We start from the raw sequence: 13799 nt of genomic DNA, 5'->3' as shown, positions 1-13799 counted from the left end.
GTGAAGCGGTCCTTCTGGACGTACGTCGTGGACGGCGTCGCCCAGGGGAAGATCACCGCGTCCGGCGGCGTGACCCAGGCCACCGGCAACGGTGCCTTCACCTTCCCGGACGCCTCCGGCACCTATGACGCCGACACCCTCTCCGCCTCCTTCGCGGGCGTCGTGAACTTCAAGGGCCCCGAGGACAAGGGCAGTTACGGCCTCGACCTCACCCTCAGCGACCTCAGGGCGGAACTCGACGACGTCACGGCCACCCTGGCCATACGCAGGCGGCGCACGGCGTGGAACGGGTGATGTTTGAATGCTCGGGTGACTGATTTCGACGTACTGCGCGTCTTCTGCGGGCCCGGTGGTGGACACGGCAACGAGCTCGGTGTGGTGCGCGAGGGTTCCGTGATGCCGGATCCGGAGGAGCGGCAGGCGTTCGCCGCGAAGCTCGGGTTCAGCGAGACCGTGTTCGTCGACGACCCCGAGCGCGGTGTCGTCGACATCTACACCCCGACCCTGCGGCTGCCGTTCGCCGGGCATCCCTGTGTCGGGGTGGGGTGGCTGCTCGACATCCCCGAACTGGTCACGCCCGCCGGGATGGTGGGGGTACGGCTGGACGGGGAGTTCAGCTGGATCGAGGCGCGGGCGGAGTGGGCGCCGGGGCGTACGTTGCGGCAGTACGGGTCCGCCGACGAGGTCGACGCGCTGGCCGTGCCGGAGCCGGGGGAGTGGGTGTACGCCTGGGCCTGGGAGGACGAGTCGGCCGGGCGCGTGCGGGCCCGGGGCTTCCCCGGACGGGACGACGGCATCGTGGAGGACGAGGCGACGGGGGCGGCGGCGCTGCTGCTCACCGACCGGCTGGGCCGGGCCCTGAACATCGTCCAGGGCGCCGGCTCCCAGATCCTCACCGCGCCGCAGCCGGGTGGGTGGGTGGAGGTGGGGGGCCGCGTACGACTGCTCCGAGCCTGAACGCCCCCAGGTGCGGTTGCCGACTGCGGCCCGGTGGGGGCTGGTCGCGCAGTTCCCCGCGCCCCTTGAGAGCGCCGGCGCGCATCTTTCAGCCCGTCCGGGGGTTTGGGGGCGGAGCCCCCAAGTGAGGATGGGACGGGTAGGGGCGGCGGGGGCGAAGGAAGTCGTCGGTGGCGGGTCAGGCGGTGAGGGGGAACTCCTCGGCCAGGGCGTGGAAGACCGTTGTGTTGAGGGCGAACGCCCGCCTGCACTCGGCGACGATCCGCTGCCGCTCCAGCTCGTCCGCCCGCACCCCGTCCAGCAACTCGCGATACCCCCGCTTGAACGCGGCCGGATTCCCGATGTCCTCGAAGACGTAGAACCGGACGCCGTCACCCTTCCGAGCGAAGCCCCAGGTCTGTTCCGCCTTGCCCCGGATGATCTGACCGCCGGAGAGGTCGCCGAGGTAGCGGGTGTAGTGGTGGGCGACGTACCCGCCGGGCCACTCGCGCGCACACTCGGCGACCCGCGCCGCGTACGCCTCGGTGGCGGGCAGCGCGGTGAGCGTCGCCCGCCAGTCCGCACCCCGCAGATGCGTGAGGTCACGCTCCAGCGCACCGCGACGCAGCAACTCCCGCAGGATGAACGGCCCGGCCACCGGATCGGACGCCAGTCGCCCGGCGTCCGCCTCCAGCGCCTCGTACACGAACCACAACTGCTCGGTGTAGCGCGCGTACGCCTCGATGCCGAGCCTGCCGCCGAGCAGGTCGCTCATGAACGTCGAGGTCTCAGCCTCCATGTGCTGCTCGTGCGACGCGGTGCGGATCAGCGTCGAGAACGCCGTACTCATGGGACCTCCGGTGCCGAAGAGGACGAGAACCAGCGAGAACCTTGTATGGTTAGGCTTACCTAAGTCAATAGGTTCTCGGCAGGTTACCGACATCCTGTCGGTAAAAACGTACCCCGTCGGGCGACAAAAAATGCCCGCCCTGTGATCAGGGCGGGCGAGGTGTGAGCTACGAGCACGCGGCTACGGCAGCGTGAGGATCTCCGTACCGCTCTCCGTGACGACCAGCGTGTGCTCGAACTGCGCCGTCCGCCTGCGGTCCTTCGTCACGACCGTCCACCCGTCGTCCCACATGTCGTAGTCGTGCGTACCGAGCGTGAGCATCGGCTCGATCGTGAAGGTCATCCCGGGCTGGATGACGGTCGTCGCGTGCGGGCTGTCGTAGTGCGGGATGATCAGTCCTGAGTGGAACGAGGAGTTGATCCCGTGCCCCGTGAAGTCCCGCACGACCCCGTATCCGAACCGCTTGGCGTACGACTCGATCACGCGGCCGATGACGTTGATCTGGCGGCCCGGCTTGACCGCCTTGATCGCGCGGTCGAGGGATTCACGGGTCCGCTCGACGAGGAGCCTCGACTCGTCGTCCACGTCCCCGACCAGGTACGTCGCGTTGTTGTCGCCGTGGACGCCACCGATGTACGCCGTCACGTCGAGGTTGATGATGTCGCCGTCCCGCAGCACCGTGGAGTCGGGGATGCCGTGGCAGATGACCTCGTTGACCGAGGTGCACAGGGACTTGGGGAAACCGCGGTAACCGAGGGTGGACGGGTAGGCGCCGTGGTCGCACATGTACGCGTGCGCGACCCGGTCCAGCTCGTCCGTCGTCACGCCCGGCGCGATGAGCTTCGCCGCTTCGGCCATCGCCTGCGCGGCGATCCGCCCGGCGATCCGCATCGCCTCGATGGTCTCGGGGGTCTGTACCTCCGGACCGGTGTACGGCGTGGGGGCGGGCTTGCCCACGTACTCGGGGCGCCTGATGTTTCCCGGAACGGGACGGGTGGGAGAGAGCTCTCCTGGTACGAGCAGCGACTGGCCAGACATGCCAGCGAGTCTAACCAGCGGGCATGGGGGCACTATGTCCGTGGCGAAAGGAGCAGGTCATGGCCCTCTTCAAGAAGCGGACCGTAGGGAAGCCGGGCGAGTGGTACTACTGCCTCGTCCACCAGAAGGTGGAGGAGGGCCCCGAGTGCCCCGCGAAGGACCGCTTCGGCCCGTACACCACCCGTGAGGAGGCCGAACACGCGATGGAGACCGCCCAGGAGCGCAACCTCGAGTGGGAAACGGACCCCAAGTGGCACGACACGACGGGCCCGACCCCGGAAGACGACTGACGAGCCCCGAGCCACCGGGACGCCAGGCGGCTGAGCCATGTGGTGGCGCGCGGACCCGCGGGCGCCGAGGGTGGCCGGCCCCCGCGGGCGGCCCGCACCATCCGGGCGACCGTCACGGGTGGTGGGGGTGGGAGAGCATGGTCTGGCCCCGAGCGGAGCGCATCCGTACCGCGTGCTCATTCGTCCGTACGTCGTACTTCATCAGCTGCGGCAGGCACCACGCCAACACCCCCACCGCTCCCACGCAGATCACACCCCCGGCCCAGATCGACGCCCGTACCCCCGTCCAGGCCGCCATCCCGCCCGCGCGTACCTGCCCCAGCTGGGGCCCGACGGAGTACGAGAGCAGCTCGATCCCGGCGAGTCGCCCCCGTAGCTCGTCCGGAATCGTCTGGTCCCACATCGCGCCCCGGAAGATCCCGCTCACCATGTCGCAACAGCCGCCGAGGACCAGGAACAGCAGCACCAGCCACACGTTGTGCACGGCGCCCGCCCCCACCATCGCAAGCCCCCAGCACGCCGCCGCGAACGCCACCGTCCGCCCGTGCCGGTGCACACGCGAGGTCCACCCGCTCGTCAGCGTCACCAGCAGCGCCCCGGCGGGCAGTGCGGCGTACATCAGCCCGAGCGACCACGCGGCGTGCAGCTCGTCGGCGAGGAACGGCAGCACCGCGAGCGGCATCGCGAAGAACATCGCGGCCAGGTCGATCACGTACGTGCCGAGGAGTTCCTTGCGGTTCCACGCGTACCGCGCGCCCTGGGCGATGGAGGCGAGCGACGGCTTCGCGGCCTCGTGCGCGGCCGGTGACGCGGCGAGTCCGACGATCAGTACGACCGACACCACGAACGTCACCAGGTCCACGGCGTACGCCCAGCCGAGCCCGGCGTACGCGACCACGACGCCCGCGAGCGCCGGCCCCGCGACCCCGCCGACCGACCAGCGCAGGGAGTTGAGGGAGGCCGCGGCGGGCAGGTGCTCGTGCGCCACGATCCGGGGGACGAGCGAGTCGAGCGCGGGCCGCTGCACCGACCCGAGCGCGGAGGACAGCGCGGCGACCACGTACAGCGGCCACACCGCCGGACGCGGCATCAGCGCGTTGACCAGCAGTCCGCCGCACAGCAGCCCCTGACCGGCCTCCGTGTAGAGGATCAGTTTCCGTTTGTCGAGGGCGTCGGCGAGGGCCCCGCCGTACAGCCCGAACACGATCAGCGGTACGAGTTCCACGGCCCCGATCGCCCCCACGGCCACCGCCGACCCGGTCAGCACCTTCATCTGCACCGGCAGCGCGACGAAGGTCAGGAAGCTGCCGAAATTGGTGATCAGCCCGGCCAGCCACAGCCGCCGGAAGTCGGCCGACGCCCGCCAGGGCGCGAGATCGGGCAACAGCGACCGCAGCCGCGCACCGGCACCGGCACCGGCGGCGGGTTCGGCGTGCGCGGGCAGCGCGGCGGGGGATACGGGGGCGTCGTCGGTCACGACGGCTCATGCTGAGCGGCCGCCCACCGCGGCGGCAACTGCTTTTCCGCCGCTCAGCCGCCCCTCCGCCCGCCGCGGTCTACCACCGTGCCGCGGGCGGAGCCGTCAGCTGGTCCGCGAGGCGGGAGAGCCGGTCGCGGAACCGGCGCCGCCCCCGCGGTGAGGGCAGGGAGTTCTCCCCGGCCGCCGCGCTGACGAGGTGCTGCACGGTGTCGAGGTCGAGTTCCTGATCCGGCGGCACGGTCAGCGACTCGTGTGCCATCGCCCCCAGCTCCCGGTCACCGGCGTCGAGCGCGAGCACGGTCGCCCCGGCCCGCCGCGCGTCGTGGACCCGCTCCAGGAGCGGCGCCCCGGGTGCGGCGGGCGACACCACGAGCAGCGTCTCACCGCGCCGCGCCGCCTCGATACGGCCGAGGCCGACCGCGAGATGGGCCGGGTCCGAAGCCCGCGCCCCGTGCCGCACCAGCGTCGGCGACAGCTCCGGCGTCCCCGACCAGGCCGCCTCGTCCACCAGATGTGCGGCCAGGTGCCACGGCTCGTACTCGGCCGTGCCCACGAGGAGCAGGCCGCCCCCGTACGACACCACGGACCCTCGCAGGCCCTCCGCGAACCGCCGCGTGGCACCCAACCACTCGGTCCCGGCGAGGACTTCGCGCAGCAATGCGACCCGTACGGCATCCATGCGCAGGCATCCTGCCCCAATCGGCAACTGATCAGGCGGAGTTCACCATGAATTCGCCCAAGTGGGGCAGATCCCGGCGCATGACGGAAACAACCGGAACCACCACGGCAACAACCGCGGTCACCAGCACCCCCTTCCACGCGGGCCGCGAAGGCTACGCGAGCTTCCGGATCCCCGCTGTCGTCACCACCCGTGCACCCACCCTGCTCGCCTTCTGCGAGGGCCGGGTCGACTCCGCCGCCGACCACGGCCGCATCGACATCGTCCTGAAGCGGTCGACGGACGGCGGCCGCACCTGGGGCCCGCTCCAGGCCGTCGCCCGGAACGGGAACGACCTCGCGGGCAACCCCGCCCCCGTCGTCCTCGACACCGGCCGGATCCTGCTCGTGCACGTCCGCGCCGCCGCCGGCGCGACCGAGGACGCCATCCTGCGCGGCGGGGTGAAGCCCGCCGACGGGCGCCGCGTCTGGGTGCAGCACAGCGACGACGACGGCGTCACCTGGTCCGCCCCGAAGGAGATCACCGGGCAGGTGAAGAAGGCGGACTGGCGGTGGTACGCGACCACGCCCGGGCACGCCATCCAGCTCGGCACCGGCCGGGTCGTCGTCCCCGGCAACCACACCCTGCCGCCCACCGGCACGGACACCGGCACCGAGGCGAAGTACAACAGCGGCCACTGCCTGCTCAGCGACGACCGCGGCGAGACCTGGTCCCTCGGGTACGTCGACGAGAACACCGACGGATACGTCAACGCCAACGAGACGACCGCCGCCGAACTCCCCGACGGGCGCGTCTACTTCAACACCCGCAACGAAACGCGAAGTTCCCGCCCGTCCGCCCCGTCCGCCCCGTCCGCCCCGTCCGCCCCGTCCCCCGGCAACCGTGCCGACGCCCACTCCACGGACGGTGGCAGGACCCTGGTCGGTCCCTTCCGGCCGCAGGCGGGCCTGGTCACCCCCGTCGTCCAGGGCAGCGTGCTCCAGCTCCGCGACCCGGACCTGCTGCTGTACTCGGGGCCCGCCGACCCCGCCGCCCGCGCCCTCATGACCGTCCGGGCCTCCGCCGACGGCGGCACCACCTGGCGGCCCGCGCACACCGTCGACGCACTGCCCGCCGCCTACTCCGACCTCGTCCGCGTCGACGGGGCGACCGTGGGGCTCCTCTACGAGACGGGCGACTTCGGGCCGTACGAGACGATCACCTTCCGCCGAATCCCCGTGACGGCCCTCACCTGAGCCCCCGAAGCCTCCGAGGCGGGAACCGTGACACGTAAAGTCGGCCCATGACCTCTACTGACAGTGCACAGAAGGCCCCCGCGAAGGACCCCTGGGACCTTCCCGACGTGTCCGGGCTCGTCGTCGGCGTGCTCGGCGGCACCGGCCCCCAGGGCAAGGGCCTGGCCTACCGGCTCGCCAGGGCCGGCCAGAAGGTGATCATCGGCTCGCGTGCCGCGGAACGCGCGCAGACCGCCGCCGAGGAGCTGGGCCACGGTGTCGAGGGCGCCGACAACGCCGAGTGCGCGCGGCGCAGCGACATCGTGATCGTCGCCGTACCGTGGGAGGGGCACGGCAAGACTCTGGAATCGCTGCGCGAGGAGCTGGCCGGCAAGCTCGTCGTCGACTGTGTCAACCCGCTCGGATTCGACAAGAAGGGCGCCTACGCCCTGAAGCCGGAGGAGGGCAGCGCCGCCGAGCAGGCCGCCGCCCTGCTGCCGGACTCGCGGGTCGCGGCCGCCTTCCACCACTTGTCGGCCGTCCTCCTCCAGGACCCGGAGGTCGACGAGATCGACACCGACGTGATGGTCCTCGGCGAGGAGCGCGCGGACGTCGAGATCGTGCAGGCGCTGGCCGGCCGGATCCCCGGCATGCGCGGTGTCTTCGCCGGCCGACTGCGCAACGCCCACCAGGTCGAGGCACTGGTGGCGAACCTGATCTCCGTGAACCGCCGCTACAAGGCCCACGCCGGCCTCCGGGTGACGGACGTATAGCGGGCGTACGGGCATGGGGGACATGAGGGACACTGGACGCCGTACGACCTCGTAGATCTCGTACGACCTCGTCCGAACCGTCCCGACAGGAGCCGACCCCCATGCCCCGCCTCGCCCTCTATGCCCTGACTGTCTGCGTCCTGTCGGTCGCCGCGGCCGTCGTCTCCTTCGTCCAGGGCAGCTGGCTGGGGATCGTGTGGGTGCTGCTGGCCGGACTGTCGTCCAACATGACGTGGTACTACGCGCGGCGCGGCAGGTCCGTCAGCTGACCGAGCAGAACTCGTTGGTGCCCTGCCAGAAGCGGTAGAACTCCTGACCGCAGTACGTCTGGATCTCGTCGATCCCCAGGCTGTTCAGGATCGAGTGGATCACGTCGAAGAAAGCCGTGTTCACCGACGGGATCCACAGCACCGCGAACACGAACAGCAGGCCGAACGGGGCGAACGGCTCCACCTGGCGCTTGACGTTGTACGACAGCCAGGGCTCGATCACGCCGTAGCCGTCCAGGCCCGGGACCGGCAGGAAGTTCAGGATCGCGGCCGTGACCTGGAGCAGTGCGAGGAACGCCAGCGCGAACTGGAAGTCCCGCGGCACGCCGTCCAGGGCGTGCAGCCAGAACGGCGCCGTGCACACGACGGCGAACAGCACGTTCGTCAGCGGGCCCGCCGCCGAGATCAGGCTGTGCTTCCAGCGGCCCTGGATCCTGTTGCGCTCGATGAAGACCGCCCCGCCCGGCAGACCGATCCCGCCCATGATCACGAAGATCACCGGCAGCACGATGCTCAGCAGCGCATGCGTGTACTTCAGCGGGTTGAGCGTCAGATAGCCCTTCGCGCCGATCGAGATGTCGCCGCTGTGCAGGGCGGTGCGCGCGTGCGCGTACTCGTGCAGGCACAGGGAGACGATCCAGGCGGCCGTCACGAAGAGGAACACGGCCACACCGGGCTCCTCGGCGAACCCGGTCCATGTCGCCCACCCGGTCACCGCCATCACGGCCACGATCCCGACGAAGACGGGGCTGATCCTCCGGTCGCTGCTGCGACGGGAAGCGGCGGTGGTCATGGGGCTCCTCGGACTGGTGCGCATGGTGCTGGGCCTGCCCGACCGTACCGGGCTCACGGGGAAAACGTCTCGCGGTCGGTCATTGGTTCCGGAGAAGGTAGGGGCTGAGATCGTCACGTCACCGGAGACAATGGACCCCGTGCGCTACCGGATCCTTGGCACCACCCAGGCACTCCGCCCCGACGGCACGCCCGTCGTGCTCGGCGGGGCGCGGCTGCGCGCCCTCTTGACCGTGCTCGCGCTGCGGCCCGGACGGACCGTGCCCGCGGCCGTTCTGGTGGACGAGGTGTGGGACGGCGATCCGCCCGCCGATGCACCGGGTGCGCTCCAGGCCCTGGTGGGGCGGCTGCGCAGGGCGCTCGGTCCGCAGGCGGTGGACTCGGGGGACGGCGGCTACCGGCTGGCCGCGGGCGCCGACGACATCGACCTGCACCGTTTCGAGCGGCTCGCGGGGGAGGGCGTACGCGCGCTCGCCGACGGCGACCCCACGAAGGCGGCCGAGGCCCTCGACGACGCCCTCGCCCTGTGGCGCGGGCCGGCCCTCGCGGACCTCCCGGACCGGGCCGCCGAGTCGGCCCGCTGGGAGACCCGCCGTCTCGACGTACGGCGCGCCCGGTTCGCGGCGGCCCTCGCCCTCGGCCACGCCGAACAGTCCCTGCCCGAGCTCACCGCCCTGTGTGACCTCCACCCCCTGGACGAGCCCCTGCACCTCCTGCGTCTGCGCGCCCTGCGCGACGCCGGCCGGCCCGCCGAGGCCCTCGCCGCCTACGAGTCCGTACGGGAGCTGCTGGCGGACCGCCTCGGCTCCGACCCCGGCCCCGAACTGCGCGCCCTGCACAAGGAGTTGCTCAGCCCGGCCGACGACGGCGGCAGGTCGCACGCCCAGGGCCCGCGACCCCGCTCCACGGACCGGACCGAGAACCGGACCGAGCACCGGACCGGGACCGAGACCGGGACCGGGATCCGGACCGCACCGGCCGGGCGTGGCCGCTCCGCATCGCCGCCGCCCGGCAACCTCCGCGCCCGGCTGACCTCCTTCGTCGGGCGGGCGGCGGACATCGACACGATCCGGGAGGATCTGGCGACGGCCCGGCTCGTGACGTTGCTCGGGCCCGGAGGGGCCGGCAAGACGCGGCTGTCGCAGGAGGCGGCGGAGACCGTGGCGGACACCGCGCCGGACGGGGTGTGGCTGGCCGAACTCGCGCCGGTCGAGGACCCGAAGGCCGTGCCCGAGGCGGTGCTCACCGCCGTCGGAGCCCGCGAGACCGTGCTGCGCGGCGCCGGTGCGGAGGAGTTGCGGGCCGCCGCCGACCGGCACGACGACCTCCATCGGCTCGCCGAGTACTGCGCCAAGCGCCGCATGCTGATCGTCCTCGACAACTGCGAGCACGTCGTGGACGCCGCCGCGCGTCTCGTCGAGGAGCTGCTCGAGCGATGCCCGGGCCTGACGGTGCTGGCCACCAGCCGCGAACCCCTCGGCGTACCGGGGGAGTTGCTGCGCCCCGTGGAGCCGCTGCCGGAGCCGTTCGCGCTGCGGCTGCTGGCCGACCGGGGGGCCGCCGCCCGCCCGGGTTTCCGGGTCGAGGACGACCCCGCGGCCACCGCCGAGATCTGCCGCCGCCTCGACGGACTGCCGCTCGCCATCGAACTCGCCGCCGCCCGGCTGCGGATGCTCACCCCGCGTCAGATCGCCGACCGGCTCGACGACCGGTTCCGGCTGCTGACCTCCGGCAGCCGTACCGTCCTGCCGCGCCAGCAGACCCTGCGCGCCGTGGTCGACTGGTCCTGGGACCTCCTCGACGAGGACGAACGGGACGTGCTGCGGCGGCTGTCCGTCTTCGCGGGCGGCTGCGACCTCGCCGCCGCCGAGGCCGTCTGCGGACCGGCCGCCCTGGAGACGCTCGGCTCGCTCGTCGACAAGTCCCTCGTCGTGGCCGCCCCATGGGGGGACGGCGAGATGCGCTACCGGCTCCTGGAGACCGTCGGCGAGTACGCGGGCGAGCGGCTCGACGAGTCGGGGCAGCGCCCCGCCGCCGAGCGCGCCCACCTCACGCACTACCGCGAAGTGGCCCGCACCACCGACCCCCGGCTGCGCGGCCCGGGCCAGCGCGCCGCCATCGAACGGCTGGAGACCGAGTCGGAGAACATCCGCGCCGCCCTCCAGCACGCCGTCGCCGCCCGCGACGAGCAGGAAGCGCTCTGCCTGGTCCTCTCCCTGGCCTGGTACTGGCAGATGCGCGATCTGCGGCAGATGACCCGCCACTGGTCCCGCGAGGTCATGGCCCTCGGCCCCGACCCCTTCGCCGAGCCCGCGCGGCCGGCCGCCCCGCTGCTGGAGAGCTGCACGGATACCCCGCCGCCGATGCGCCCCGAGGCCCTCGAAGAGGCCCGCCGCGGTGTCCACCTCGTCCATCTCGCCTGCATGGACATGGACATGGCGGCCTGGGACACCCCGCAGGCCAAGCGGAAACTGCGCGTCATCAGCGAGACCTACCGCCCGGGCCAGCCGCAGACCTGCCGCAGCCCCGGCAACCTCTGGTTCTACGCCGTGATCCTGACCGGCGACATCGAGCGGATGCGCTCCGTCATCGACGCGACCGTCCAGACCTGCCGCGAACTCGGCTACGAGTGGGAACTCGCCGTCGCCCTCCAGATGCGTGCCAACATCCTCGCCAACCGGGCCACCTGGGCGGGCGACGCGACCCGGGACGCCGACGAGGCACTGGAACTCTTCACCCGGCTCGGGGACGCCTGGGGCGCGGCCGAGGCGCTCTCCGCACGCGGTGAGGCCCACGAGCGCCGGGGCGAGTTCACGCTCGCCGCCGCGGACTACACGGAGGCCATGACCCACGCCGAAGGGCTCGGCGCGCACGCCCAGACGGCCGTCCTCAACACCCGGCTCGGCGGTGTGCTCATCGAGTCCGGCGACACCGAACGCGGCGAGCGGTTGCTGCGGGAGGTCCTGGAGAGCGGCGACGGCGCCTACAACGAGGCCATGCCCGCCTCCCGGCTGTTCCTGGCGATGTGGCTGGCCCGCAGTGGCCGGGTCGCCGAGGCACGCGAACACATGCGGATACTGCGCGAGAACTTCGAAGCGGTCACCTTCGTGGTCTTCGACGGGTTCGTGGTGGGCGTCGAGGCCTGGCTGGACGCGCTCGAGGGGCTGCACGAGTCCGCCCTGGAGAAGGTGCGGGAGGCGCTGACGCGGGCGGGCGACCCGTTGTCGCAGATCATCGCCCCGCACATGCCCTCCGCGCATCTGACCACCGCCGCCATCGCCCTCACGGGCCTGGACGGCGGCCGCCGCGTCCGCGACGCGGCCGTGCTGCTCGGGGCCGCCGACCATCTGCTGCCGCCCGGGCACTTCGTGGGCCCGATGGAGGAGCAGGTGCGCATACAGGCGGAGGCCGACCTGCGGGCCGTGCTGGACGACGCGACGTACGAGGCCGCGTACGCCGAGGGCGGCGGGCTCTCCCTGGAGGAGGCCGCCGCCCTCGTGTGACGCGGACCGGGGGTGACGCGGACCGGGGTTTCCGTGGTCCTGTGCGCGAACGTCAGCTCTTGGTGCGGAACTTGTGGATCGCGATCGGCGCCATGACCAAGGTGAGCCCTGCTGTCCAGGCGAGGGTCACCCACAGGCTGTGCGTGACCGGGCCGCTCACCATCAGGCCGCGCGTGGTGTCCGCGAGCGCGGACAGCGGGTTGTAGTCGGTGAAGGCCTGCAGCCAGCCGGGCATGGTCCCGGTCGGCGAGAAGATCGACGAACCGAACTGCAGGGGCATCAGCACCAGGAATCCCATCGCCTGCACGGACTGCGCGTTCTTCATCGTCACTCCGAGGACCAGGAAGATCCACATCAGGGACGAGCCGAAGAGGACGGCGAGCCCCACGGAGGCGAACAGACCCGGCCAGTTCGTGATGTCGAATCCGACCAGCACGCCGACGACCAGCAGGATCGTCGTCGCGACCAGCATCCGCATCAGCTCCACCACGATCTTGGCGAAGAGCACGGAGCCCTGGCCGATCGGCAGGGTGCGGAAGCGGTCCATCACCCCCTTCTGGAAGTCCTCGTTGAAGCCGGTGCCGACGGCTGTGGCGATGTTCATCGCCGTCATCGCCATCAGACCGGGCACCACGTACTGGACGTAGGCGTCCTGTCCGCCGCCCAGCGACTGCCCGATGGAGCCGCCGAAGACGTACACGAACAGCAGGGTGAAGACGACCGGCATCAGGACGGCGTCGAACATCGACTCCGGGTCCTGGCGGATCCACAGCAGGTTGCGGCGGACGAGCGCGCCGATGTGGCGCGCGTGCGCGCGGGGCGAGATACGGGGGTCGCCCTTCGCGGCGACGGGGGCTTCGACAACGGCGGTACTCATGCGGAGACCTCCTCGTAGGCGCGGGCGGGGGCGGCGTCCTGCGGGACACCGGCCTTGTGGCCGGTGAGGGACAGGAACACCTCGTCCAGGCTGGGCAGTTCGGTGGAGATGGAGCCGATCGTGATGCCGCGCGCGGTGACCGCGCCGACCACGGCGGTGAGTTGTTCGTCGCTGAGGATCGGGACCAGCACGGTGCCGGTCTCGGTGTCCACGACCGAGGCGGCGAGACCGGTGAGCCCCAGCTCGTCGAAGAGGGAGGCCAGCGGGCGCAGCTCCAGCGGGTCCACCGGGCGGATGCGCAGCGTGCGGCCGCCGACCCGGGCCTTCAGCTCGTCGATCCGGCCGCTGGCGATGACCTTGCCGCGGTCGATGACCGTCAGCTCGGAGGCCAGCTGCTCCGCCTCCTCCATGTACTGGGTGGTGAGCAGCACGGTGGCGCCGTCCGCGACCATCCGCTTGACCTCCTTCCACACCTCGTTGCGGGTGCGCGGGTCGAGCCCGGTGGTCGGCTCGTCCAGATAGAGGACGGAGGGGTGGCCGATCATGGAGGCGGCGAGGTCGAGACGGCGGCGCATACCGCCGGAGTACGTCGATGCCGGGCGCTTGGCCGCCTCGGTGAGCGAGAAGCGCTCCAGGAGCTCGTCGGCGCGCCGGCGGGCGTCCTTGCGGGGCAGGTCGAGCAGCCGCCCGATCATGTACAGGTTCTCCCAGCCGGGGAGCTTCTCGTCGACCGAGGCGTACTGACCGGTCAGGCCTATCACGCGGCGCAGCTGGCGGGGCTGGGTGAGCACGTCGTAGCCGGCGACGGTGGCCCGGCCGGCGTCGGGGGTGACGAGGGTGGAAAGGATACGGACGAGGGTGGTCTTGCCGGCACCGTTGGGACCGAGCACCCCGAGGACGGTTCCCTCGCGGACGTCCAGGTCCACGCCGTCCAGAGCCTTGGTCTCGCCGTAGTGCTTGACCAGCCCCCGCACGGAGACGGCGCTGCGGGCGCCGCTGTCGGGGTTCTTGTCGATTCGCGTCATGCCCATCAAGGTGCCAGCGCCCACCGACAAACCACCTACAGCTCGCCTACAGCGCCGTACGCTCACCGATATA

The 13799-nt window shown here is 71.7% G+C and carries 14 protein-coding genes; 7 read left to right on the top strand and 7 right to left on the bottom strand.

Annotated elements, in window-relative coordinates:
• Both ACZ7M2_RS02940 and ACZ7M2_RS02935 read left to right on the top strand, forming a co-directional pair.
• Entirely contained in the window at positions 1-294 is a 294-nt protein-coding gene (locus ACZ7M2_RS02940; protein ID WP_471594507.1) for an HtaA domain-containing protein, read from the top strand.
• A gap of 15 nt (positions 295-309) precedes the next feature.
• A complete protein-coding gene (locus ACZ7M2_RS02935; protein ID WP_471593866.1) occupies positions 310-957 on the top strand; it encodes a PhzF family phenazine biosynthesis protein in 648 nt (215 codons plus the stop codon).
• Between the two features lie 178 nt (positions 958-1135).
• On the opposite strand, the gene ACZ7M2_RS02930 is transcribed toward ACZ7M2_RS02935, so the two are convergent.
• Entirely contained in the window at positions 1136-1786 is a 651-nt protein-coding gene (locus tag ACZ7M2_RS02930) for a biliverdin-producing heme oxygenase (protein ID WP_471593865.1), read from the bottom strand.
• Positions 1787-1966: 180 nt separating this feature from the next.
• Entirely contained in the window at positions 1967-2824 is an 858-nt protein-coding gene (gene map / locus ACZ7M2_RS02925; protein ID WP_054230856.1) for a type I methionyl aminopeptidase, read from the bottom strand.
• 59 nt (positions 2825-2883) lie between these two features.
• Between map and ACZ7M2_RS02920 the strand changes: the two genes are divergently transcribed.
• On the top strand, positions 2884-3114 hold the full coding sequence (locus ACZ7M2_RS02920; protein ID WP_403687505.1) for a hypothetical protein: 231 nt from the start codon (positions 2884-2886) through the stop codon (positions 3112-3114).
• A 112-nt stretch (positions 3115-3226) separates the two neighbouring features.
• Here ACZ7M2_RS02920 and ACZ7M2_RS02915 read toward each other — a convergent pair whose 3' ends face one another.
• Positions 3227-4591: an MFS transporter gene (locus ACZ7M2_RS02915; protein ID WP_471593864.1), complete on the bottom strand. Its 1365-nt coding sequence runs from the start codon at positions 4589-4591 to the stop codon at positions 3227-3229.
• Between the two features lie 79 nt (positions 4592-4670).
• Positions 4671-5273 carry a hypothetical protein gene (locus ACZ7M2_RS02910; protein ID WP_067363306.1) on the bottom strand — a complete coding sequence of 201 codons (603 nt, stop codon included), beginning with the start codon at positions 5271-5273 and terminating at the stop codon, positions 4671-4673.
• 80 nt (positions 5274-5353) lie between these two features.
• On the opposite strand from ACZ7M2_RS02910, the gene ACZ7M2_RS02905 reads away from it, so the two are divergent.
• The 3 genes from ACZ7M2_RS02905 (at position 5354) to ACZ7M2_RS02895 (ending at position 7529) form a co-directional block, all read left to right on the top strand.
• Positions 5354-6508: a sialidase family protein gene (locus ACZ7M2_RS02905; RefSeq protein WP_471593863.1), complete on the top strand. Its 1155-nt coding sequence runs from the start codon at positions 5354-5356 to the stop codon at positions 6506-6508.
• A 47-nt stretch (positions 6509-6555) separates the two neighbouring features.
• Complete coding sequence (npdG, locus tag ACZ7M2_RS02900; protein WP_101405506.1) at positions 6556-7260, top strand: NADPH-dependent F420 reductase; 705 nt, start codon at positions 6556-6558, stop codon at positions 7258-7260.
• 101 nt (positions 7261-7361) lie between these two features.
• A complete protein-coding gene (locus ACZ7M2_RS02895; protein WP_471593862.1) occupies positions 7362-7529 on the top strand; it encodes a hypothetical protein in 168 nt (55 codons plus the stop codon).
• On the opposite strand, the gene ACZ7M2_RS02890 is transcribed toward ACZ7M2_RS02895, so the two are convergent.
• Positions 7522-8322, bottom strand: coding sequence for a site-2 protease family protein (locus tag ACZ7M2_RS02890; protein WP_352045571.1), 801 nt, complete (start codon positions 8320-8322; stop codon positions 7522-7524). The two genes, ACZ7M2_RS02895 and ACZ7M2_RS02890, sit on opposite strands and share 8 nt — an antisense overlap.
• Before the next feature lie 130 nt (positions 8323-8452).
• Here ACZ7M2_RS02890 and ACZ7M2_RS02885 point away from each other — a divergent pair, with 130 nt between their 5' ends.
• The gene (locus ACZ7M2_RS02885; RefSeq protein ID WP_471593861.1) at positions 8453-11824 is read left to right on the top strand and encodes an AfsR/SARP family transcriptional regulator; all 3372 of its coding nucleotides are present in this window, start codon (positions 8453-8455) and stop codon (positions 11822-11824) included.
• Positions 11825-11876: 52 nt separating this feature from the next.
• On the opposite strand, the gene ACZ7M2_RS02880 is transcribed toward ACZ7M2_RS02885, so the two are convergent.
• Together ACZ7M2_RS02880 and ACZ7M2_RS02875 are read right to left on the bottom strand one after the other, a co-directional pair.
• On the bottom strand, positions 11877-12701 hold the full coding sequence (locus ACZ7M2_RS02880; protein ID WP_471593860.1) for an ABC transporter permease: 825 nt from the start codon (positions 12699-12701) through the stop codon (positions 11877-11879).
• Positions 12698-13726 carry an ATP-binding cassette domain-containing protein gene (locus ACZ7M2_RS02875; RefSeq protein ID WP_471593859.1) on the bottom strand — a complete coding sequence of 343 codons (1029 nt, stop codon included), beginning with the start codon at positions 13724-13726 and terminating at the stop codon, positions 12698-12700. Before ACZ7M2_RS02875 ends, ACZ7M2_RS02880 begins: the two co-directional genes overlap by 4 nt.
• Positions 13727-13799 lie beyond the last annotated feature (73 nt).

The organism is Streptomyces sp. NPDC111507, assembly GCF_055638955.1.
This window is presented reverse-complemented; position numbering and strand designations above follow the sequence as displayed.

Bases quoted from the DNA above. Each gene is read 5' to 3' on its own strand.
- ACZ7M2_RS02880 (WP_471593860.1), bottom strand. From the start codon at position 12,701: ATGAGTACCGCCGTTGTCGAAGCCCCCGTCGCCGCGAAGGGCGACCCC.
- npdG (WP_101405506.1), top strand. From the start codon at position 6,556: ATGACCTCTACTGACAGTGCACAGAAGGCCCCCGCGAAGGACCCCTGG.
- ACZ7M2_RS02910 (WP_067363306.1), bottom strand. From the start codon at position 5,273: ATGGATGCCGTACGGGTCGCATTGCTGCGCGAAGTCCTCGCCGGGACC.
- ACZ7M2_RS02875 (WP_471593859.1), bottom strand. From the start codon at position 13,726: ATGACGCGAATCGACAAGAACCCCGACAGCGGCGCCCGCAGCGCCGTC.
- ACZ7M2_RS02895 (WP_471593862.1), top strand. From the start codon at position 7,362: ATGCCCCGCCTCGCCCTCTATGCCCTGACTGTCTGCGTCCTGTCGGTC.
- ACZ7M2_RS02920 (WP_403687505.1), top strand. From the start codon at position 2,884: ATGGCCCTCTTCAAGAAGCGGACCGTAGGGAAGCCGGGCGAGTGGTAC.
- ACZ7M2_RS02885 (WP_471593861.1), top strand. From the start codon at position 8,453: ATGGACCCCGTGCGCTACCGGATCCTTGGCACCACCCAGGCACTCCGC.
- ACZ7M2_RS02905 (WP_471593863.1), top strand. From the start codon at position 5,354: ATGACGGAAACAACCGGAACCACCACGGCAACAACCGCGGTCACCAGC.
- map (WP_054230856.1), bottom strand. From the start codon at position 2,824: ATGTCTGGCCAGTCGCTGCTCGTACCAGGAGAGCTCTCTCCCACCCGT.
- ACZ7M2_RS02930 (WP_471593865.1), bottom strand. From the start codon at position 1,786: ATGAGTACGGCGTTCTCGACGCTGATCCGCACCGCGTCGCACGAGCAG.
- ACZ7M2_RS02890 (WP_352045571.1), bottom strand. From the start codon at position 8,322: ATGACCACCGCCGCTTCCCGTCGCAGCAGCGACCGGAGGATCAGCCCC.